Raw genomic sequence first — 19,672 nt, 5'->3', positions numbered from 1 at the left:
TGGCATCCTCTGCGGACGATAAATGTTCGGGAAGATTTCATGAACAGCCTTAATATGAGAACAGCCCTGGAGCTCGGAAGGCCTGTGCAGCAGCTGCGCCGCTTTGAAAGGTCCGGCGGAGCCGTGTCCGTATTCGGCGAATTCGTGCCCTTCGTGGATAAACTGGACAGTTTGTCCCGAAAAAGGCTCGTTGAACTCGGGACCCCTTTCCCTGCGGCTTGCAGGGAGCTTGATGAACGCAGCAGGACCATCCCGCTAAGATCCGGGGTTTTTTCGTTCCTGCCGGGCTCAATAACTGTTGGACCGGAATTCCGGGAGCTGAGGGTCAATTGTCTGAGGGTAAAAGGCTGCCTGCCTCAGCATCTGCAGGGAGTGGTCGATGTCTACGGCCAGGGCCTTGGGTATTGCACATACCACTATGATGTCCCGGGAGAACACCTGATCAGTTCTCATCCTAAGAGGCCGGAAGAGCTGTCGGCGCTCGGGACCGTTACCCTGAGGGAACTGGAAAAAGAAGCCCGGGCAGCCATTGCCTCCGGACCTAAGATCACCGACCTGCTTCTGGGCTTTGGCGAATATGACCTCCGTTTTATGGGAGAGCCGGTTTATTATCTTGTCTACGGCATGGAAAGAAAACGGGACGAAAGAATGTTTTCCCATCTGCTGAAAATGTCGCTGTTTAACGGCCCCCGTCTTTTGGGCGCGGAGCAGCTTGCAAGGCAGAACGGGAAACTGCTGCGAGACTTCCATGACATAACCGGGTACTGCCACGGCTATGCCACTCTCGGGAATCTTGCCATGACGGGTATAGGCAACATGCGTCTGGTAGATCTTGAAAGCGCGCAAAAGCTGCCGGAAAACAGCGCGCTGGGTGCTCCTTACAGATACCTTGACATCTCAAGGACCGCTGTCGATTACATGAGAGGGATACGGCTGGAAGATAAAGAGATCAGCCTAATGAGGCTGCTGCCTCATTTCCTCTTGGGCTATTTCGGCCCGGATTCTTTGTTCGGACAGGAGCTTAAAAGACTGTCTGACCCGGGCCTGACGCAGGAAGAGCTGGAAAGCCGCTTAGGAACTGCCCCGGAAATATTCCATGACAGGGACCTTGGGATGGGTTTCAGGATAGGAGAAAGCCTCAGCCTGGCAGAACCGCTTTTCAGGGCTTCGATCAGACCTTACTTAGAAGAAACCGTTGATCTTTCAGAATTTTGCGGGGAATGGGAGTTTTTTAGCAGGTTCTACGAGGCGCTTAATGACTGTTCTTCCGGACGCTGCACATCCCGGTAAAGCCTTTTGTACTCCCAGTAACTCCTCATTACTTTTTTTACATATGCCCTGGTCTCAGAAAATCCTATATTCTCCACAAATTCGTCTATGTCCGAGGCTCCAGTCCTTTTCAGCCATTTTTTTACGCTGCCGGAACCCCCGTTGTAGGCGGCAAGAGCAAGATATTCGTTGCCGGAATAAAGTTTAAGCATCTGCGAAAGATAGTAAGCGCCCATTTCGACATTAAGCTCCGGTTCAAAAAGCCTGAGAGTGTGGTAAGGATCGATGTTAAGGGCCTTTGCTATCAGCTTTCCCGTTCTTGGGATTATTTGCGTCAGCCCCCTGGCAAAAGCCCTTGAAAGGCCTTTGGAATTGAACCTGCTTTCCTCCCTGATGAGAGCGAACATAAGATAGGGGTCAACTCCGTGTTTTTCCGCAAAGGAGTACACTTCTTTTTCATATCCGCGTGGAAATGACAGCAGCCAGCTTTCTTTGTCCACCTCATCAAGGCTCCCCGAATAGATGCAGTCAAGGACCTGTATTTCCACCGCCCTGATAGCCCTCTTCCAATCTCTGCCTGCGGCCGCAGCCCTTGCAACACATACCCCGGCCGCTCTTTTCTTTGCGGGATCCTCCTCTATCCTTTCTGCTGCCGCGGCCTCTTCCGCGGCTTCTTTGTAAAACCCGGCGTCAAAAAGCTCTTTGAATTTTTTCATGTGTATATTGTCCGGCAGGTTTTGTGCGCCTTCCTGTGATCTGAGCTCAAAAGAAGCCGGCTTTTCTCTGAGCTTTGCCAGCGCCCTGTATCCGTAATAAGTGTAAGGATATCGTTGGGAGGCCCTGCGGTAGAGTTCAAGAGCGTCTTTACTGCGGCCGAGTTTTTCCGCGCTCTTGGCCTGCCAGAAAAGGCATTTGGGACCGGAATCTCTTACGGGGTAAAGGGATTCCGCCTGCGAAAATACGCTTACGGCCTGCGCGTATTTTTTCTTCTTGTAGAGAGCAAATCCTTTTGCCCAGGCTTTTTCGCCGGCATCCTTATACGGTGCCCATGAGCTCTTTGTCTCTTCCCGATATCCTGCCAGGATGCTTTCCGGATGCTCTTCTATCAGGAGTGCGTATTCCTTTTGGGCCTGCTCTGTGTTGCCGCCTATATAGAACGCCTCGGCCAGCCTTAGCCTGGCATAGTCGGAAAGGATATATTTTTTGTCATTGGCTAGAGGCGTAAGTATGTTTACGGCTTCCTGCAGTTTATTCTCAAGAATGAGGTCATCAGCCTTTTTCAGTTCCTGGGAAGAGTTCGCCATGACCTGCAGCTGGGGAAATAAGACAACAAACAGCAAGGCAAAAACGCCGGCAGCCCGCCTTTTTGATCTTGCCGTCACGGCCTTTTCTCTATCGGCGCATATTTAAGCATCAGTGTTTTGGCTCCGATATTTGAGAACACTACTTCTATCATGGTATCCTCCCCGTCCCCGTCAACCTTCATTATCTCGCCGCTTCCCCATTTCGGATGTCTTATCAGATCTCCTACAGAATACATCCCATCGTAGCAGGAAGACACCTTTATCTCTTCCGGAGCGTTGTCCAGACAATCGCTGGAAAGCTCTTCTTTACGGTCCGGGGGGATCTCCTCAAGAAATCTGGAAGGCCCGTTACACCAGCTCTCGCCGAACAAAAGCCTTTCTCTGGCCGAGGTAAGATACAGGACCTCTCTGGCGCGGGTAATGCCGACATAGCACAGCCTTCTTTCCTCTTCAAGTTCTTTCGGCTCGAACATCGCCCTGTAATGAGGAAAAATGCCTTCTTCAAGCCCCACCATGAACACCACGGGAAATTCCAGTCCTTTGGCTGCATGAAAGGTCATCATTGTAACGGAAGAAGAGGCCTCATCCAATGTGTCCTGGTCGCTGACAAGGGAGATCTGAGAGATAAAGGCGCCCAGAGAAGTGTCCTCGCTGTTCTGTTCAAATTTTATCGCCACCGACAGGAATTCTTTTATGTTCTCCACCCTGGCAAGAGCTTCTTCCGTTCCTTCGGCTTCCAGGTCCGCCACATACTTTGTGCGGTGTATTATCTTGTCCATTATGGAAGAGGCCGAAGAAGTTGCGGCAAGGCTTCTAAAGTACTCGAGCGTTTCGATAAGAGCAGCCAGGCTTTTTTTTGTCTTTGCCGTAAGATCAAGGCCGTCCGTATTCTTTAAAACCTCATATAGCGGAACGTTCCTTGAGGCGGCCGCAAGATCAAGTTTGGCCAGAGTTATCCTCCCGACCCCGCTCAGCATAAAGCCCATCACCCTTAACATGCTTAAGCTGTCTTTGGGATTAAAGATGACGCGCAAAAGCGCCATCAGGTCCTTTATTTCTTTTCTTTCGTAGAACCGGAAACCGGAAATGATCCTATAGGGTATTCCGGCCTGAAGAAAGGCTTCTTCAAGAACACGGGACTGCGCATTGGTCCTGTAGAGCACGGCAAAGTCTTTCAACTCTCTATCCGTCTTTAGCTTTTGTATCTGGCCCAGAACAAAAAGGGCCTCGTCCTGCTCGTCCTTGGCAAGATAATGCACCGGGCGCTGCCCTTCTTTTGAGGCCGTCCAGAGTTTTTTGCTCTTCCTTGCCGTGTTGTTGGATATGACATGGTTGGCGGCATCAAGTATGTTCTTTGTGGAGCGGTAGTTTTCTTCGAGCTTTATCACTTTTGCTCCCGGATAATCCTTTTCAAAATCAAGGATGTTCCTAATGTCCGCTCCCCTGAACCCGTAAATGCTCTGGTCATCATCCCCCACCACGCATATATTCCCGCTTTTTTCGGACAGGAGCCTTGCCAGCATATATTGGACATGATTGGTATCCTGGTATTCGTCGACATTTATGTGAGAAAACCTCTCCTGATAATGCCGCAGGGTCTCTTTGGAAGTCTGCAGAAGTTCAACCGTAAAGCAGAGCATGTCGTCAAAATCAAGCGCGTTATTCTCAAAGAGTTTTTTCTGGTAGAGCGCGTAGCATTGGGCCGCCTTTTCCCCCCATATGTCCATGGCGCTCTCAGCGTACTGCGCAGGGCCTTTCATCTCGTTCTTTGCCTTGCTTACCGAATCAAGCATGGCAGCAGGTTTGTACCTTTTGTCGTCAAAGTCCAATTCCTTTATCGCCTGCTTCATGAGCGAAAGCTGCTCATCCTGGCCAAAGATGACAAAATTCTTCTCCCGGCCTATCTTGTCTATATCCCTGCGAAGTATCCTGCCGCAGATGGAATGGAAGGTGCCCGCCCACAGGTCCCTTGCGGCAAGCCCTGCCAGCCTTTTTATCCTTTTCTTCATTTCATCCGCCGCTTTGTTGGTAAAGGTGACCGCCAGAATGCTGTAAGGAGCTATGCCTTTTTCCTTTATCATGTAGGCGATACGGTGCGTAAGGACGCGGGTCTTGCCGGAACCCGCTCCTGCAATAATGAGCAGAGGGCCATCTGTGCAGAGAACGGCTTCTTTTTGCTGCGGGTTAAGGGACTTGAGGACTGACATTGCTATTTTATTTTAGCACAGATATAATTACTCCATGCCCGACTTAAGACAGAACCCCGCGACCAAAGAATGGGTCATAATAGCCAAGGAAAGGGCCAGAAGGCCCGATGATTTTGCCGTGGAAAAACCAAAAGAGGAAGAGTCCCGGGAAGAAAAGGAGAACTGCGTTTTCTGCTGCGGCAACGAGAACAAAACGCCGAAAGAGATCATGGCTTACAGGGCCTTTGGCACCAAGCCCGATACTCCCGGCTGGTGGGTCCGGGTGGTCCCCAACAAATTTGCCGCGCTTGTGCAGGACGGCAGCCCCAAAAGGTTCAAGGAACATGACTTTTTTCGCCACATGGACGGCATCGGCAGCCACGAGGTAATAATAGAGACTCCGGACCACGCATCGCATATCGCAACAATGGATCAGCATCAGGTGGAGGAGATCTTTCTGGCCTACAGGGAAAGGTATATAGCTCTCAGCAAGAATCCTGATTTTGAAATAATAATTATTTTCAGGAACCACGGCAGGTCGGCCGGGACTTCGATAAAACACCCGCATTCGCAGATCATCGCCGCCCCGGTCACTCCGACTCATGTGCGCCACCGCCTCGAGGAGGCCATGAGGTATTTTGACGACGAGGGAAGATGTGTTTACTGCGACATGCTGGCAAAAGAAAAAGAAGTTAACGAGCGCATCGTCCTTGAAACCGACAATTTTATCTGTTTTGAGCCTTATGCCTCGAGGTCCCCGTTCGAGACCTATATACTGCCAAAGATCCATCAGGCCTGCTTTAAGGACATCACGGAGAATATGGCAAAAGAATTCGCCTATATTACAAGGAACACGCTTAGAAAGATAGACAAGGCGCTTAATAACCCCGATTACAACTATATCATCGGCTCTGCGCCACCGCAGGAATCCGGCGGAGAGTACTATCACTGGCACATGAGGATAATCCCGAAAGTTTCGGCTGTAGCCGGCTTTGAACTCGGGTCCGGGATCTTCATAAACACCGTCATTCCCGAAGAAGCTGCCAAATTTCTAAAAGACATCCCGGCATGAAAAAAAGGCTTGATGTTCTTCTCCTTGAAAGAGGTCTTTTTGATTCCCGGGCCAAAGCACAGGCTGTAATAATGGCCGGCAGCGTTCTTGTGGACGGGCAAAAAATAGACAAGTCCGGAACTCTGATAGACGAAAAAAGCACCGTTAAGATACTTGGGAACCGGCTTAAATATGTGTCCAGAGGCGGACTAAAACTTGAGAAGGCTCTCGGTAAGTTTGGGATCGATCCCTGCGGCAGGATCTGCCTTGACATAGGGGCCTCCACCGGCGGCTTTACCGACTGCCTTCTGCAGAACGGAGCAGAAAAGGTATACGCGGTGGATGTGGGCTACGGTCAGATGGACCTAAAGGTAAGGAACGACAGCAGAGTAGTGGTTATAGAAAGGACCAATGCGAGGAACCTGACACCAGAGGCGCTTTACGGAAAAGATGATGACAAAAGCCATCGGGCCTCTCTTGCCGTTATAGATGTTTCCTTCATATCGCTGTCAAAGATACTCCCTGCGGTATACGGCCTTCTGTCCGAAAAGGCCGAGGCGGCCGCCCTAGTAAAACCCCAGTTCGAGGCCGGCAGGGCCCTGGTGGGCAAAGGCGGCATTGTCAGGGACAACAACACACATGAACTGGTGCTCAAGAATGCTGCGGCATCGGCAATAGAAACCGGTTTTTCTTTTGAGGGCTCCTGCGTTTCCCCTATAAAAGGAGCCGACGGCAATATCGAGTTCCTTATCCATCTCAAAAAATGAACGAACCCGGGATCTATATCTATACGGCCTTCGGATTATTACTTGGCATCATTGCGACCATCTGGATCTTAAGGCTGCTGAAAAGCCGCAGGCACAGACATCGCTCGGTCCGGGCAAAACTCGCAGAAGAAAAAGCACAGGATCTGCTAGAGAGAAAAGGCTACGAAATAATCGAGACCCAGAAAAGAATGCCTCTGGTATTTTTTGTTGACGGGCAGAGAACTGAGACAGTTGTCATTGCCGACTACATTGTCAAAAAGCGCTGCAGGATATATGTGGCAGAGGTAAAGGACAGGGATCTGGAGGGAAAGCTGCTTGACCCGGGCATCAGGAGACAGCTGCTGGAATACAATGCGGCATTCAAACCGGACGGCGTTCTTCTGGTGGACATGAAGAACGGCAGGGTACATCTGGTGGGGTTTGACGAGGAAAAAAGAAAAGTTTTCCGGCTCAGGCTGTTTATTATCACGGCATTATTATCTATAATGGTATTGCTGGCCTTGAAAATATTATAGGGCCGCGATCCGGAGGGGCAAAAGATGGCTGTCCTGGGAGTGTTCATTAAAGAAGGCGACAAAAGGGTTCTGGATTATGCGGGTGATCTTATCAGGGACCTTGCAATAAGGAAGCACACAATACTTGTGTTAAAGGACCAGGCCGGGCTTTTAAAAGGTGTTCCCGCATCGCCGCGCATTATTTCATCCTTCAAAAAAGCCTCTTTCCTGCTTGCCGTGGGCGGGGACGGGACCATGCTCAGGAGCGCGCGTCTTTTTTCTTCCCTGGACCTTCCCATACTCGGCATCAACCTGGGGCGCAGGGGGTTTTTGACCGAGGTTGGCATAGAAGAAGTGCTTGAAGTCCTTCCTAAAATAATAGCGGGCGGCTATTTTTTGGACCGGAGAATGATGCTGGATGTAAAAGTGAAAAGAGAAAAAAAGACTATCAGCTCTTCGCTTGCCCTTAACGACGCGGTGATAGGAAAGAACGGCATAGCAAGGCTGATAAGGCTTGAAGCCTGGCACAACGGCAATCTTGTCACGACCTACGGCTCGGACGGACTGATAGTTTCCACGCCAACAGGATCTACCGGGCATAACCTGTCGGCCGGCGGCCCAATTCTCGATTCTTCCCTTAAGTCTTTGATACTTACAGCCATCTGCTCGACCTCCATCAGCAACAGGTCCATTGTGATAGACAGCAAAGGGGCCTTAAAGATAAAGGTGGTTTCGGTGCCAAAGGGAATGGACGGGACGCTGACCCTTGACGGGCAGACCGTTATAAAGCTGGGGACCGGGGATGAGGTCCTGATAACCAGGGCCGACAGCATGACAAAATTCGTTCGCCTTAAGCACCGCAATTTCTTTTCTGTGCTCAAAGGCAAGCTTGGCTGGGAGGGCTAGCCCTTCGACTCACTCGCTTTGCTCGTTCGCTCAGGGCAAGAAACCAAAAACCCCGGGATCACCGGGGGTAGTTGGCCAAGAAAATAAGGCAACCTGGTTCAGTTAATGATCTCGAACCTGTTCATGAAGCACCACTTTTTCAGGTCCTTGATCAGGATAAAGGTCTTTTGAAGTTCCGGGTCCGGGGCGCCCTGCCTGCAGCCGCAAAGCGTAACATTGTAGAGCCCCGCGCCTTTTATGTGTTCTATGTACTGGTTAAAAACCACCTGGTTTATAGCTTTCAGCATTTTAGGGTTCCCCATTTTTTATCTCCAGTGACAGACGGTCTTGGGGGCCTGGGCCTGAGACTTGAAGCTGTTTGCAAGTATGCTTATAAAACTGCCAAGGGTCTGGTCGTCTTTGGGGGTGTTATAATTTGACCTTAAGAGATACTTCTTGCCGCTTATCTCTATTCTTTCTATTGCGGTAAAGTCTTTTTTGAGCTGGTCTGTCATCTGCCTTTCCCCCTTCATATATCTATCGTTAGTTTCTTTTGATAATTTCACCGGTTTGGCATATAATAGGTCTAGTATGAAAGGCATTCTTATGCTGGAGGATGGGGCCTATTTTGAGGGCGAAGCCTTTGGCTCCTGCGGGACGGCTTTTGGCGAGGCCGTTTTTAACACCGGGATGACCGGTTATCAGGAAGTGCTGACGGACCCCTCCTACCAGGGACAGATCGTGACCATGACCTATCCTCTGATAGGCAACTACGGGGTCAATCCCGACGATACGGAATCAAGACGGATCTTTGCCTCCGGCTTTGTCGTTAGGCAGGAAAGCCGCATCTTCAGCAGCTGGAGGGCGCAGGAGAGCCTTGGAGAGTATCTGAAAAAAAACGCTATAACCGGGCTTTGCAATGTTGACACAAGGGCTATTACGAGGCACATAAGGAACCGCGGGGCCATGCGCAGCGCTATTTCTACGGAAGACCTTGACATCGGCAGCCTGCACAAGAAAGTGCTTGCTTCAAGGTCAATGAACGGAGCCGACCTTGCAAAAGAGGTGAGCTGTAAGGCCCCCTACCGGTGGGAAGAGGGCCGCAGGGATTTCTTAAAGGGCAGCGCAAAAAAACTGGGGTCTCAGCACCAAGTAGTGGTTTATGATTTTGGGGTCAAGCATAACATATTGAGGATCTTGAGCTCGCTCAATTGCAGGGTAATGGTGGTACCAGGGACAACTGCAGCAGAAGAGGTGCTTAAGATGAAACCCGACGGGGTCCTGTTCTCAAACGGTCCCGGCGATCCCTCCGCGGTGTCCTACGGGATAGAAGCCGCCCAGAAGCTCGCAGGAAAGCTTCCCATCTTCGGGATCTGCCTCGGCCATCAGATACTTGCTCTTGCTTTTGGGGCAAAGACATTCAAGCTCAAGTTCGGCCACAGAGGAAGCAATCATCCGGTCAAGGACTTAAGGACGGGAAAGGTAGAGATAACCTCACAAAACCACGGGTTTGCCGTAGAGGCCTCGTCTTTTAAGAACACCAATATAGAGATAACCCACATAAACCTTAACGACGGGACCTGCGAAGGCTTTTCCCACAAATTCATGCCCGTTTTCTCCGTTCAGTATCATCCCGAGGCATCTCCCGGCCCTTTGGACAGCCAGGCCTTGTTCAACCGCTTTGTTTCCATGATGGAAAAGAAACAGTAAATGGACAGGATCTTAAAGAGCAAATATAAGATCACGGGCAAGCTTTGCGAAAGCGACCGGAGCATTACTTACAGGGGCTCACACGCGGAAACCGGCGCAAATCTTCTTATTAAGATCTTCAAGCGCAGCTATTTGAACAGTATTCTGACCAAGAAACTCAAAAAAGACATCTCCGTCCTTTCGAGGCTGGACCATCCTTCCGTTCCCAGACTGCTGGACGGTGATTACGGCTGGCAGGGCTTCTACTTTGTCCGTGAATTCGTCGAAGGCAGCGACTTTTCCTCCGCCAAAAAACCTCTCGAAGTGGAAAAAGCGCGCGGCATTGCGGAAGGCATCTGCGAAGCTCTTGAAGCCGCGCACAAAAGCAAAATAGTGCATGGGAACCTTAGCCCGGGGAACATTTTTTTGGAAGGTTCTAAAATTAAGGTGGCGGATTTCGGCATTAACGCTGCGGTCAACAGTTCCATAGAAAAGCTCTCCTCTACCCTCATGGAAAAAGGCTCGGCATACCTGTCCCCCGAAGAGATACTGGGACAGGCTCCTGATGTAAGCTCCGATATCTACAAGCTTGGAATATTCATGTACCTCTGTCTTACGGGGTGCCTGCCTTTTTCTGAGGAAAAAAGGCCGGTGCTTGCGGCGCTCAAAAAAGTGCGCTGCTCCCCTCAGTCCCCTTCCGCGCTAAATCCCAAGGTCCCCAAATTTATGGATGACATAGTCATGAAATGCCTCGAAAGGGACCCTCTTTTGAGGTTTCCTTCGGCTTCCTATGTAAAGGAGAGCCTTGAAAACAGCGCCCTCATGCTGCCCCACTGCCTCTCCATAGAAATGCCGGAGCTGGGCATTTTTGACAACGGAAAAAAAGAGACCCCGGAAGAAAAAAAGAAAGAGGCAGAAAAAAAGGAGTTTGAGCAGGCGGAAGGCAGAAAAAGCGGAAGGAGCCTCTTCCGCTGGATGCTTGCCGCCTTTCTGGCTTCAGTGGCCGGCGGGATGATCTACTCGCTGGTCCAAATACTTGTAATGGGAGAATAACCATGACAGAGCAGTACCTGTATTTTTTGGGCGCCGCAGCAATAGTGGGAATAGCCGGTTATCTGTTCGGTTCGGGCAGGCTGACCTTTGGGCCTCTTGCGGCAGGGATCCTGTTGTGCCTTATTCTCATTCCGGTGGCTTTCAATTCCTTTGTCTGGATGTACGGGACCTCGGCCAGGGAAACTCTGGTCCCAAATGTGCTGGGGCTATCCAGCTCAGAGGCCTTTTCCGCAGTAAAAGATGCCGGCCTGGCGCCGGAAATAAGCGGTATTTCTTTTTCAAAAAAAGCGGCCGGGACCGTGCTTTCACAAAGACCTCCGGCAGGTAAAAAAGTCAAAGCCGGCAGAACAGTCGAGATCGTGCTCAGTGCTATGGAAAAAGGCACCGCTGTCCCGAATGTGGTGGGGCTTTCCAGACAGGCGGCCGAAGACCTTCTTTCCGAAAAAGGGTTCATAATAGAAGAGACTTTTGTAGTGTCTGAGGGGTCTGCCGAGGATACGGTTATAGACCAGTCCCCCGGAGCAGGAGTAGCGCTTTCGGGAGGTTCTTCGGTAGCCATAACGGTATCGGCCAAAGGAGAACAAAATGATTAAAGTAGCTCCCTCCATACTATCGGCCGATTTTTCCCGTCTGGGTCAGGAGATCTCGGCAGTGGAAAAGGCCGGAGCGGACCTTTTGCACATCGATGTCATGGACGGGCATTTTGTCAGGAACATAACCATCGGGCCTCTTGTGGTCAAGGCTGCAAGAAAAAGCACTTCCCTTACCCTTGACACTCATCTTATGATAGAGAACCCGGAAAGATATGTCGAGGCTTTCATCAAAGCCGGCAGCGGCATTATCTCTTTCCACATAGAAACGACCCCGGACCCTCTTAAGCTTATAAAGATGATTGAAGACCTTGGAGCGGCTCCGGCGCTTGCTATAAATCCTGACACTCCGGCACAAGCCATAGAGCGATTTCTTGACAAGGTAAAGATGGTTCTCGTAATGACCGTTTTCCCTGGTTTTGAGGGGCAAAAGTTCATTCCGGACGCGCTAAAAAGCGTCCGGGCCATAAGAGAGACCGCAAATAAAAGAGAGCTGGGCCTTGACATAGAAGTGGACGGAGGAATAAACCCGCAGACCGCTAAAGAAGCCGTAGATGCCGGGGCTAACATACTTGTGGCTGGGTCCGCGGTGTTCTACTCAAAAGATTACGGTACTGCCATAAGCCGCATAAGGACGGCAAAATAGATGGCCCCGGATAAAGACAAAGAATACATGAAGCTGGCGCTGAAACTTGCTTCAAAGGCCTGGCCTCATGTTTCCCCGGATCCTCTGGTTGGCGCTGTCCTTGTTAAAGCAGGGAAAGTGATAGGCACCGGCCTTCACAAAAAATTCGGCGAGCCTCATTCGGAGCATTATGCCGTTAAAGCCGCGGGGAAAAGTGCCAAGGGCTCCACTCTTTACATCACTCTTGAGCCCTGCTGCCACTGGGGAAAGAACCCTCCCTGCACAGACCTTCTCATCAGGTCGGGGATCAAGCGGGTGGTGGCGGCGATCAAAGACCCCAATCCCCTGGTCAATGGAAAAGGGTTCAGGGCGCTGAAAAGGGCAGGCATAAAAGTAAGGACCGGGGTGCTTGAAAAAGAGGCGGCAAGGCTAAACGAGTTCTTTATTAAGCACATAACCACCGGACTGCCTTTTGTCATGCTCAAATCCGCCTCCACACTTGACGGCAAGATAGCCACCAGCACGGGCGACAGCCGCTGGGTTTCCGGAAAGCTTTCCAGGCGTTATGTGCACGAACTCAGGAGCAGGGTCGATGCTGTAATGGTTGGGATCGGAACGGTCCTAAAAGATGATCCCCTTCTAACATCAAGGCAAAAGGGGAAAGAGCCTGCTGTTCAGCCCATAAGGATAGTAATAGATCCGCTGGCAAAAACACCTTTAAATGCCAAAGTCATTGGGAATGGTGCGGAAACTATCATAGCAGTAACCTCAAAAGCCTCCCCGGTAAAACTCCGTAAACTCGAAAGAAAAGGAGCCCAAATAGTAATTGCCCCGGCGAAAAACGGGGTCATAAATCTCAAACACCTTTTGAAGGAGCTTGGAAGGGGCGGTATCTGCAGCGTTCTTATAGAAGGCGGAGGGATCACTGCTGCAAGAGCGCTTAAACAAAAAATCGTGGATAAGGTCGTTTATTTTATAGCGCCAAAGCTTATCGGAGGAAGGGATGCCCCCTCTCCGGTAGAAGGGGACGGGATCTTGTCCATGAAAGATGCTCTCAGCCTAAAGGATGTGGGCATGAAAAGGATGGGCAATGATATAATGGTCGAGGGCTATATCAAATAATGAAAACCTTTGAACTTCTCCTCGTTACCATGAGGCCTGACCGCTGGTGGAGGCATCTGGTCATTTTCCTGCCGCTTCTGTTTACCGGGGACCTTCTCAACCTTGTCTATGTTATCAAACTGACGGTGGCTTTTGTCGTATTCTCCCTTCTGTCGGGTTCCATAAGCATAATCGACGACATCATAGATAAAGAAGAGGACATAAAGGACCCGCTCAAGAGGACCCTGCCTGTGGCCAGCGGGCAGCTCGGCATAGAAAGGGCCGAATTCGGGACAGCGGTCATTTTAGCAGGCGCTTTTACCGCCGCCTTCCTTCTGGGACCGGTTTTCGGACTGGCAGCTACCGGTTATTTTTTTGTATCCTTGTCTTATTTCCTGCTGTTAAAGAACCATTTCGTCCTTGATGCGCTTGCCGTGTCTGCAGAGATATCGCTTTGTCTTATCGCGGGAACTGTTGCCATATCAAAGCCGGTTTCTTCCTGGCTGCTGGTATTTGTCATGCTCGTCTCCGTCCTTCTGGTTTTTTGCGAAAGAAAGCGCGCTTTTCTCCTTGACGCACAAAAGGCCCCTTCTTCGCCCCTCTCTTCCGGGCCTTATGCTTCGCTTTTGGACAGTTTGATCTCTTTTTCGGTACCTCTTGTGCTTTCGGTCTACATTCTCTATGCCCTGATCGGCCCTGACGGGATAAGGTATAACCTTGTTTATACGATACCCTTTGCGGTCTATTTTATCTACAGGATCTTTTACCTGACATACGACCTTGGCTCGCCCCGGCCGCTGGAAAAACAGGTAAGTACCGACATCGCGGTCTTTATCGATATTGCTTTGTGGATATTGGCCGTTTCCGCTCTGATGAGGTTCAGTTAGAGAGGCCTGTGCTTTCCGCTGCCCAGCAGGAGGAACAGGACCGCCATTCTTACCGCCACTCCGTTGGTCACCTGTTCAAGTATCACATTGTAAGGACCGTCGGCTATCTCGGAGGTCATTTCCACTCCCCTGTTTATGGGCCCGGGATGCAGTATGACAACATCTTTTCTGGCATTTTTAAGCATCTCTGAGTTAAGGCCGAACAGGTCCGCATATTCCTGGAGCGAAGGGAAGAGGCTGTCTTTCTGCCTTTCCAGCTGTATTCGCAGGATATTTATGAAGTCGGCATCCTTTATCTCGCTCTTAAGGTCAAACGACACTTTAACTCCGGTCTCCTCCAGGCCTTTCGGCATCAGGGTTGGCGGCCCCACAACGGACACAGCAGCTCCCATTTTTAAAAGCCCCCACATGTTGCTCCTGGCTACCCGGCTGTGAAGTATGTCCCCGACTATAACAACCTTTTTCCCTTTAAGGCTCCCCTTTTTTTCGCGCATGGTAAAAATGTCAAGGAGCGCCTGCGTGGGGTGTTCGTTGCAGCCGTCGCCCGCATTAATGACCGAGCCGGAAATGTTCTTTGCTATCAGATGGGGAGCTCCGGACATGGAATGGCGCACCACAATGGCATTAACTCCCAGGGCCTCAAGGTTTTTCGCGGTGTCAACAAGGCTTTCTCCCTTTACAATGCTGCTGCTGGAGGCCGCAACGCTGCCTACCGAGGCTGACAGGTGTTTTGCGGCTGTTTCAAAAGAGGTCCTTGTCCTTGTGCTTGGCTCGTAAAAAAGGTTGGTGATCATCTTTCCCTGAAGTGCCGGCACTGTTCTCATCGGCCGGGACAGGACCTCTTTCATGGCTTCGGCCGTGTCAAGTATCAAATTGATCTCGGAGGCGGTCAGTTCTTTTATGCCGAGGAGGTGTTTTGACTTTAGAGCCATTGTTGATTTTTGCCCTGGAGTATTATATCATACACAGAGTAGACATGAAAATTCTCGCTCTGAACTGCGGAAGTTCTTCCGTCAAATACCAACTGTACGACTGGTCAAAAAAACTCGTCATCTGCAAAGGCCTTTTGGAAAGGATAGGCAGCAGCGGGGGCGCTGTCTGCCACGAGACCGAGCAAGGGGAAAAGAAGAGGTTCGAAAAGGACTGCCCGGACCACGGCTCGGCGATAAAGCTCATCCTGGGGCTTTTGACCGACCCGGAATTCGGCCCGCTAAAGAGCCTGAAAGAGATCTCGGCAGTGGGCCACAGGGTGGTCCACGGAGGCGAAAAATTCCATTCTTCCGTGCTTGTGGATGACAGCGTACTGGAAGCGATCAAGTCCGTCCAGGACCTGGCGCCTCTTCACAACCCGCCCAACATCGCCGGGATAGAGGCAGCCAAAGCCGCCCTTCCCGGGGTCCAAAATGTTGCGGTGTTCGATACTGCTTTTCACCAGACCATGCCGCCCAGCGCCTATCTGTACGCGGTGCCCTACGAATGGTACAAGATGTACGGCGTCAGAAGGTACGGTTTTCACGGCACGTCTCATCTTTATGTTTCAAAGAGAGCCGCGGTTTTCCTGGGCAAAAAGCCCGCAGAGCTTAACGCGATAACCATACACATCGGCAACGGGGTAAGCGCTGCAGCGATCAAGAACGGGGTCTCCGTCGATACGACCATGGGCATTACTCCGCTGGACGGCGCCATAATGGGGACCAGGTGCGGCAATCTCGACCCGGGTATAATCCTCTTCATGATAGAAAAAGAGGGCTTTTATGTTAAAGAAATTGACAAGATACTTAACAATAAGAGCGGTCTCCTGGGAATAACTGGCAAGTACAACGACAGAAGGGACATAGAAAAAGCCGCCTCACAGGGGGACGAAAGGTGCCGACTTGCCATCGAGATGGAAGCATACAGGCTCAAGAAGTTCATCGGCAGCTATCTTGCCGCCATAGGCCGTACCGATGCCATAGTGTTTACCGCCGGAGCCGGAGAGCTGGACACCGGCCTTCGCGCCCGCATTCTTGACGGCCTTGAGCCGCTGGGCATCAAGCTGGACAGGGAAAAGAACCTTCTGGCAAAGACAAGGGAAAAAGAGTCGGATATTTCGGCGGAGGGCTCCGCCATCAGGGTCCTGGTGATCCCCACCAATGAAGAGCTCGTATTTATTGAAGATGTTGTGGCCATTCTGGAAGGACGCTATGCGGTCCATACCAGATTCACTTACTCGTTCGAGTCATCGGACTTCGGAAAATGAGGATAATAATAACCAGGGACTACGAAGAGTTAAGCCGCAAGGCAGCCTCAATAGTCGCGCAGCAGCTTAAAGAAAAGCCTTCCTCCGTTCTGTGTTTTGCCACCGGCTCCACTCCTATGGGCGCTTATGAGAAACTTGTAGCTCTATACAAAGAAGGAGAGGCGGATTTTTCCAAGGTCTTTACTTTTAACCTTGACGAATATTACGGGCTTGCGGACGATCATCCGCAGAGCTATCACTACTTTATGAACGAGCACCTGTTCAGGCATGTCAACATAAGAAAAGGCAAATCCCTGATCCCCGACGGGACAGTAAAGAACATAAAGGAATACTGCAAGCAGTATGAATGGGAAATAAAGCAGAAGGGAGGGATCGACCTCCAGCTTCTGGGGCTTGGCAGCGACGGACACATAGGCTTTAACGAGCCTGGCTCTTCGCTTGGCTCCCGCACAAGGCTCAAGACCCTGGAAGAGCAGACGGTAAAGGACAATTCCAGGTTCTTCAATTCCGAAAAGGAAGTGCCCAGATATGTGCTCACTATGGGTATAGGAACAATAATGGAAGCCAGAAAGATCGTCTTTTTGGTTTCCGGAGAAAATAAGGCTTCTATCCTTCAGAAGGTCGTGGAAGGCCCCGTCACTTCGATGGTGCCGGCCTCAGCCCTGCAACTGCATCCAAACACTGTATTGATAGCGGACGAACCTGCAGCAGCAAAGCTGTCAAGGAAAGATTATTACATTTATGTGGAAAAGATGCAGGAACGCTGCGAGAAAGGAGAGATCTGATGGCAGTACTTGTTTTTGAGGATACGGACCGAAAAAAGCTCCTGCCGCTCGTCTATATGCGCAAGGTTTATGACCTTAAGTGCGGGATCCTGACGCTCAAGGAAAAAACAGAAGCTTATTTTGGCAAGACCAATTTCCATTTCACCGTGTTTGTCAACGGCAGGGTACTGGCAGATGACGAACTTGTATCGTCGGTTAAGGCCTGCAAAAGCCCCTGCCTGCTGCTCCAGGACGGCGTCCTTATAGCCGCGGTCATAGAAAACAAAATAGCCGAAGGTATTGACATCGAAAAGCCGCTCGACCAGAAAGCCTTTGAGAAGCTCGAGCTTGACAAAAGGACGGTGAAGGCGCGACTTATCACATACCCCTGGGACCTTGTCCATAATAACGCTAAAGAAATAATATCCGACACCGAACTTCTCCGCCTTAAATCGTCCAACCTTAGGACCGGCCAGATGATAATCGGCGTGAACATGACCAACAAGAGGGATATCTTTATAGGCAGAAATGCCGTTATAAAACCGGGAGTTCTTATCGATGCGGAAGAAGGCCCTGTCGTCATCGACGACGGGGTAAGGATACTCGGGAATGCCGTAGTAATGGGGCCTTGCTATATAGGGAAAGAAAGCATGATAAAGGCCGGCGCCAAGATATATGGGGGGACAACTATTGGCCCGCATTGCAAAATAGGAGGGGAAGTTGAAGCATCTGTCTTCCACGGATATTCCAACAAACAGCACGAGGGTTTTATCGGTCATTCTTATATCTGCGAATGGGTCAATCTCGGGGCCGACACCAACAACTCGGACCTTAAGAACAACTATAGCAGCGTAAAGGTCCAGATAAACGGGCAGCAGATCGACAGCGGGAACTTGTTCGTCGGACTGTTCATGGGAGACCATTCCAAGTCAGGCATCAACACCATGTTCAATACCGGCACAGTGGTCGGGGTCTCCAGCAATATCTTCGGTCCGGGTTTTCCTTCAAAATCTATCCCGTCCTTTGCCTGGGGAGGCGCTTCGGGCTTTGTTGAATACGGTATTGATAAAGCTATCGAAACCGCCAGAGCGGTAATGAAGAGAAGAAAAGTAGAGATGACCTCCAAATATGAGGAACAGTTCAGAAAACTGCTTGCCGAAACCACGCATGAAAGAAAAGGGCTCAAGTAGGGCTTGTCCTGAGCGATCGAAGGATTGGGGGATCGGCTAACGGTAGGCCATCGCCCTTTGGAGGCGACAGTCCTGGTTCAAATCCAGGTCCCCCAGAACTCGCAAAGCGGGTTCCCTCGTCCTTGTCCTTGTTATCTGCTTGCTAGTTAGGACAAGAACAAGGGGAGCCGTCAAAGCCCCTCTATTTTAACCACCTTTTCCCTGCAGCGCTCACCTGACACTATAGAGACTGCTTTTCTTTTGACGCCAAAATGGTCCGCCAGAGCTTCAACAACAGCCTTGTTTGCCTTCCCTTCAACAGCAGGGGCATTAACATAGACCTTAAAAAGACCATTATCCTCGATTATCCTCTTTTTTTTAGCCCTGGGTATCACTTTAACGGATATTTTTTTCATGACCGTATCTGACACCTTTAACCTTTCCCGGAAAACGGGTTTTTACACCTCTACTAAGGGAATTATAGATGAGTGTATAACATTTGTCCCTTGCTCCCATCCGAAATCCAAAGTATTATCTGACGATATATGCTATGGAATGACAAGCATAACAAGAGCCCTGAACAGGCTGTCGTTTGACCGCCCTCTAATGCGCTCTATGTCCAGCGCCGCAGGACTGCTGGAGGCAGGTCTTGCCCGCGGGACAAAGGCCGCGAGTCTTAGGCTGTCGGGCTTTGACGCGTTCACAAGGTTCCTTGCCTGTTTCAAAGGCAGCAGCAGCGAGACTATGTTCGCCGAGTCGGCTGTGGCCCTGACGGGCGCCGAAACACATAGGACCAGCTGCATCATCCCTGCTCCTTTCCCATCGATAAGCGCTGAGATCAGCCTCTGCAGCAGAAAAGAGGATCCGCACTTTATAATGGATATTTTTTCGGCAGAGGATCCGAATTATCCAATGATCCCTCAGGGCATATGCTTTCTCGGCAAAAGGAGCCGGAAAGACCATGCTCATTTAAGCATTTATGATCCCGGGGGCTCTCATTCCTGGTGCCGGGGAATAGACCTGTCTGGCGTATGGCCTTCCGCGGAGGACTTTATCGAGAGATTCAACGCTCCTGTTCTTGGTCTTCTGCGGCGTCTGCCGTTCAGATACGAAGCGCCAAGCAGGCCTCATCTGACCGGAAAAGAAGCAGCATTGCTCTGCAGGCCGATGAATGAATATGTTATGGGATTTGCTTCTTTCATCGGGGAAAGCCGGGCTCAGCAGCTTGATGATATCCTCGTAGAACTAATAATGAACATGGCCGAATATGCCAACGGAGGCATTGTTGAGGTCTATCCTCAAATGGGAGATCCTTTACTGTCAGGGATCAAGGTCATAGCCACGGACCTTGGGAAGGGCCTTCCCAAAGACCCTAACCGTCTTCTTATGGAGAGTTTTGTCAAACAAAGGGGATGGCAGACCAGAGGACAGGGACTTCCCAGAATTCTTTTGGAGCCTGACAGTGTCAAAGTGGAATATGACGGATTAAGCTGGTCAAGGATATCAAATAACAAAGTTTCGGGACAGTGGTTCGTGGCCTCCGGAAAAAGCTCTGTTCGCTCCGGAACAAGGTTCTCTCTGGACTTCTTGTTTTAATGC

The 19,672-nt window shown here is 50.6% G+C and carries 21 protein-coding genes and 1 tRNA gene; 16 read left to right on the top strand and 6 right to left on the bottom strand.

Translation table 11 applies throughout. From position 1 onward, the window contains the following. The first annotated feature begins 39 nt into the window (after window positions 1-39). Window positions 40-1,290, top strand: a complete 1,251-nt coding sequence (locus tag WC490_01975; protein ID MFA5097379.1) for a hypothetical protein — start codon at window positions 40-42, stop codon at window positions 1,288-1,290. On the opposite strand, the gene WC490_01970 is transcribed toward WC490_01975, so the two are convergent. Continuing rightward, on the bottom strand, window positions 1,242-2,651 hold the full coding sequence (locus tag WC490_01970; protein ID MFA5097378.1) for a transglycosylase SLT domain-containing protein: 1,410 nt from the start codon (window positions 2,649-2,651) through the stop codon (window positions 1,242-1,244). The genes WC490_01975 and WC490_01970 overlap by 49 nt on opposite strands. Continuing rightward, entirely contained in the window at window positions 2,648-4,780 is a 2,133-nt protein-coding gene (pcrA, locus tag WC490_01965; protein ID MFA5097377.1) for a DNA helicase PcrA, read from the bottom strand. The genes WC490_01970 and pcrA overlap by 4 nt, the downstream gene beginning before the upstream one ends. 34 nt (window positions 4,781-4,814) lie before the next feature. Between pcrA and galT the strand changes: the two genes are divergently transcribed. The 4 genes from galT to WC490_01945 are packed head-to-tail and all read left to right on the top strand — an operon-like array spanning window position 4,815 to window position 7,977. Beyond that, window positions 4,815-5,831 carry a galactose-1-phosphate uridylyltransferase gene (galT, locus tag WC490_01960; GenBank protein ID MFA5097376.1) on the top strand — a complete coding sequence of 339 codons (1,017 nt, stop codon included), beginning with the start codon at window positions 4,815-4,817 and terminating at the stop codon, window positions 5,829-5,831. After that, the gene (locus tag WC490_01955) at window positions 5,828-6,577 is read left to right on the top strand and encodes a TlyA family RNA methyltransferase (protein MFA5097375.1); all 750 of its coding nucleotides are present in this window, start codon (window positions 5,828-5,830) and stop codon (window positions 6,575-6,577) included. Before galT ends, WC490_01955 begins: the two co-directional genes overlap by 4 nt. After that, a complete protein-coding gene (locus WC490_01950) occupies window positions 6,574-7,092 on the top strand; it encodes a hypothetical protein (protein MFA5097374.1) in 519 nt (172 codons plus the stop codon). The genes WC490_01955 and WC490_01950 overlap by 4 nt, the downstream gene beginning before the upstream one ends. Window positions 7,093-7,116: 24 nt before the next feature. Next, the gene (locus WC490_01945) at window positions 7,117-7,977 is read left to right on the top strand and encodes an NAD(+)/NADH kinase (GenBank protein ID MFA5097373.1); all 861 of its coding nucleotides are present in this window, start codon (window positions 7,117-7,119) and stop codon (window positions 7,975-7,977) included. A gap of 98 nt (window positions 7,978-8,075) precedes the next feature. Here the strand turns inward: WC490_01945 and WC490_01940 are convergent, their stop codons facing one another. Continuing rightward, a complete protein-coding gene (locus tag WC490_01940) occupies window positions 8,076-8,279 on the bottom strand; it encodes a hypothetical protein (protein ID MFA5097372.1) in 204 nt (67 codons plus the stop codon). 3 nt (window positions 8,280-8,282) lie between these two features. Next, the gene (locus WC490_01935; GenBank protein MFA5097371.1) at window positions 8,283-8,471 is read right to left on the bottom strand and encodes a hypothetical protein; all 189 of its coding nucleotides are present in this window, start codon (window positions 8,469-8,471) and stop codon (window positions 8,283-8,285) included. A 76-nt stretch (window positions 8,472-8,547) separates the two neighbouring features. Between WC490_01935 and carA the strand changes: the two genes are divergently transcribed. Genes carA through WC490_01905 form a run of 6 tightly spaced genes read left to right on the top strand, consistent with a single transcriptional unit; the run spans window position 8,548 to window position 13,901 of the window. Further along, window positions 8,548-9,666 carry a glutamine-hydrolyzing carbamoyl-phosphate synthase small subunit gene (carA, locus tag WC490_01930; protein MFA5097370.1) on the top strand — a complete coding sequence of 373 codons (1,119 nt, stop codon included), beginning with the start codon at window positions 8,548-8,550 and terminating at the stop codon, window positions 9,664-9,666. Beyond that, complete coding sequence (locus WC490_01925; protein MFA5097369.1) at window positions 9,667-10,698, top strand: serine/threonine-protein kinase; 1,032 nt, start codon at window positions 9,667-9,669, stop codon at window positions 10,696-10,698. It begins immediately after the preceding gene. Between the two features lie 2 nt (window positions 10,699-10,700). Continuing rightward, window positions 10,701-11,291: a PASTA domain-containing protein gene (locus WC490_01920; GenBank protein MFA5097368.1), complete on the top strand. Its 591-nt coding sequence runs from the start codon at window positions 10,701-10,703 to the stop codon at window positions 11,289-11,291. After that, window positions 11,284-11,934: a ribulose-phosphate 3-epimerase gene (rpe, locus tag WC490_01915; protein ID MFA5097367.1), complete on the top strand. Its 651-nt coding sequence runs from the start codon at window positions 11,284-11,286 to the stop codon at window positions 11,932-11,934. Before WC490_01920 ends, rpe begins: the two co-directional genes overlap by 8 nt. Then, on the top strand, window positions 11,935-13,035 hold the full coding sequence (gene ribD / locus WC490_01910) for a bifunctional diaminohydroxyphosphoribosylaminopyrimidine deaminase/5-amino-6-(5-phosphoribosylamino)uracil reductase RibD (GenBank protein ID MFA5097366.1): 1,101 nt from the start codon (window positions 11,935-11,937) through the stop codon (window positions 13,033-13,035). It abuts the gene before it with no gap. Continuing rightward, window positions 13,035-13,901, top strand: a complete 867-nt coding sequence (locus tag WC490_01905; GenBank protein ID MFA5097365.1) for a UbiA family prenyltransferase — start codon at window positions 13,035-13,037, stop codon at window positions 13,899-13,901. The genes ribD and WC490_01905 overlap by 1 nt, the downstream gene beginning before the upstream one ends. Here WC490_01905 and WC490_01900 read toward each other — a convergent pair. Then, on the bottom strand, window positions 13,898-14,833 hold the full coding sequence (locus WC490_01900; protein ID MFA5097364.1) for an aspartate carbamoyltransferase catalytic subunit: 936 nt from the start codon (window positions 14,831-14,833) through the stop codon (window positions 13,898-13,900). The two genes, WC490_01905 and WC490_01900, sit on opposite strands and share 4 nt — an antisense overlap. 44 nt (window positions 14,834-14,877) lie before the next feature. Between WC490_01900 and WC490_01895 the strand changes: the two genes are divergently transcribed. The 4 genes from WC490_01895 to WC490_01880 all read left to right on the top strand — a co-directional run bounded on the left by WC490_01895 (window position 14,878) and on the right by WC490_01880 (window position 18,190). Further along, window positions 14,878-16,140: an acetate kinase gene (locus tag WC490_01895; GenBank protein MFA5097363.1), complete on the top strand. Its 1,263-nt coding sequence runs from the start codon at window positions 14,878-14,880 to the stop codon at window positions 16,138-16,140. After that, window positions 16,137-16,925, top strand: a complete 789-nt coding sequence (nagB, locus tag WC490_01890; protein ID MFA5097362.1) for a glucosamine-6-phosphate deaminase — start codon at window positions 16,137-16,139, stop codon at window positions 16,923-16,925. The genes WC490_01895 and nagB overlap by 4 nt, the downstream gene beginning before the upstream one ends. Beyond that, window positions 16,925-18,094 (top strand): GlmU family protein, encoded by a 1,170-nt coding sequence (locus tag WC490_01885; protein ID MFA5097361.1) that lies wholly within the window; start codon window positions 16,925-16,927, stop codon window positions 18,092-18,094. Before nagB ends, WC490_01885 begins: the two co-directional genes overlap by 1 nt. 25 nt (window positions 18,095-18,119) lie before the next feature. Beyond that, window positions 18,120-18,190: transfer RNA gene (locus tag WC490_01880), tRNA-Gln, on the top strand. Between the two features lie 74 nt (window positions 18,191-18,264). Here the strand turns inward: WC490_01880 and WC490_01875 are convergent. Next, window positions 18,265-18,489: a DUF167 domain-containing protein gene (locus WC490_01875; GenBank protein ID MFA5097360.1), complete on the bottom strand. Its 225-nt coding sequence runs from the start codon at window positions 18,487-18,489 to the stop codon at window positions 18,265-18,267. A 139-nt stretch (window positions 18,490-18,628) separates the two neighbouring features. Between WC490_01875 and WC490_01870 the strand changes: the two genes are divergently transcribed. Further along, a complete protein-coding gene (locus WC490_01870; protein ID MFA5097359.1) occupies window positions 18,629-19,669 on the top strand; it encodes a hypothetical protein in 1,041 nt (346 codons plus the stop codon). The last annotated feature ends 3 nt before the right edge of the window (window positions 19,670-19,672 follow it).

This window comes from Candidatus Margulisiibacteriota bacterium (genome assembly GCA_041650635.1).
Lineage (GTDB): Bacteria > Margulisbacteria > WOR-1 > JAKLHX01 > JBAZKV01 > JBAZKV01.
This window is presented reverse-complemented; position numbering and strand designations above follow the sequence as displayed.

What these genes read in the sequence shown, in the direction of transcription:
- WC490_01935 (MFA5097371.1), bottom strand. Translation starts at nt 8,471, where the DNA reads ATGACAGACCAGCTCAAAAAAGACTTTACCGCAATAGAAAGAATAGAG.
- pcrA (MFA5097377.1), bottom strand. Translation starts at nt 4,780, where the DNA reads ATGTCAGTCCTCAAGTCCCTTAACCCGCAGCAAAAAGAAGCCGTTCTC.
- WC490_01925 (MFA5097369.1), top strand. Translation starts at nt 9,667, where the DNA reads ATGGACAGGATCTTAAAGAGCAAATATAAGATCACGGGCAAGCTTTGC.
- WC490_01885 (MFA5097361.1), top strand. Translation starts at nt 16,925, where the DNA reads ATGGCAGTACTTGTTTTTGAGGATACGGACCGAAAAAAGCTCCTGCCG.
- WC490_01945 (MFA5097373.1), top strand. Translation starts at nt 7,117, where the DNA reads ATGGCTGTCCTGGGAGTGTTCATTAAAGAAGGCGACAAAAGGGTTCTG.
- nagB (MFA5097362.1), top strand. Translation starts at nt 16,137, where the DNA reads ATGAGGATAATAATAACCAGGGACTACGAAGAGTTAAGCCGCAAGGCA.
- galT (MFA5097376.1), top strand. Translation starts at nt 4,815, where the DNA reads ATGCCCGACTTAAGACAGAACCCCGCGACCAAAGAATGGGTCATAATA.
- WC490_01950 (MFA5097374.1), top strand. Translation starts at nt 6,574, where the DNA reads ATGAACGAACCCGGGATCTATATCTATACGGCCTTCGGATTATTACTT.
- WC490_01895 (MFA5097363.1), top strand. Translation starts at nt 14,878, where the DNA reads ATGAAAATTCTCGCTCTGAACTGCGGAAGTTCTTCCGTCAAATACCAA.
- WC490_01905 (MFA5097365.1), top strand. Translation starts at nt 13,035, where the DNA reads ATGAAAACCTTTGAACTTCTCCTCGTTACCATGAGGCCTGACCGCTGG.
- rpe (MFA5097367.1), top strand. Translation starts at nt 11,284, where the DNA reads ATGATTAAAGTAGCTCCCTCCATACTATCGGCCGATTTTTCCCGTCTG.
- WC490_01875 (MFA5097360.1), bottom strand. Translation starts at nt 18,489, where the DNA reads ATGAAAAAAATATCCGTTAAAGTGATACCCAGGGCTAAAAAAAAGAGG.
- WC490_01900 (MFA5097364.1), bottom strand. Translation starts at nt 14,833, where the DNA reads ATGGCTCTAAAGTCAAAACACCTCCTCGGCATAAAAGAACTGACCGCC.
- WC490_01955 (MFA5097375.1), top strand. Translation starts at nt 5,828, where the DNA reads ATGAAAAAAAGGCTTGATGTTCTTCTCCTTGAAAGAGGTCTTTTTGAT.
- WC490_01870 (MFA5097359.1), top strand. Translation starts at nt 18,629, where the DNA reads ATGACAAGCATAACAAGAGCCCTGAACAGGCTGTCGTTTGACCGCCCT.
- ribD (MFA5097366.1), top strand. Translation starts at nt 11,935, where the DNA reads ATGGCCCCGGATAAAGACAAAGAATACATGAAGCTGGCGCTGAAACTT.
- carA (MFA5097370.1), top strand. Translation starts at nt 8,548, where the DNA reads ATGAAAGGCATTCTTATGCTGGAGGATGGGGCCTATTTTGAGGGCGAA.
- WC490_01975 (MFA5097379.1), top strand. Translation starts at nt 40, where the DNA reads ATGAACAGCCTTAATATGAGAACAGCCCTGGAGCTCGGAAGGCCTGTG.
- WC490_01940 (MFA5097372.1), bottom strand. Translation starts at nt 8,279, where the DNA reads ATGGGGAACCCTAAAATGCTGAAAGCTATAAACCAGGTGGTTTTTAAC.
- WC490_01920 (MFA5097368.1), top strand. Translation starts at nt 10,701, where the DNA reads ATGACAGAGCAGTACCTGTATTTTTTGGGCGCCGCAGCAATAGTGGGA.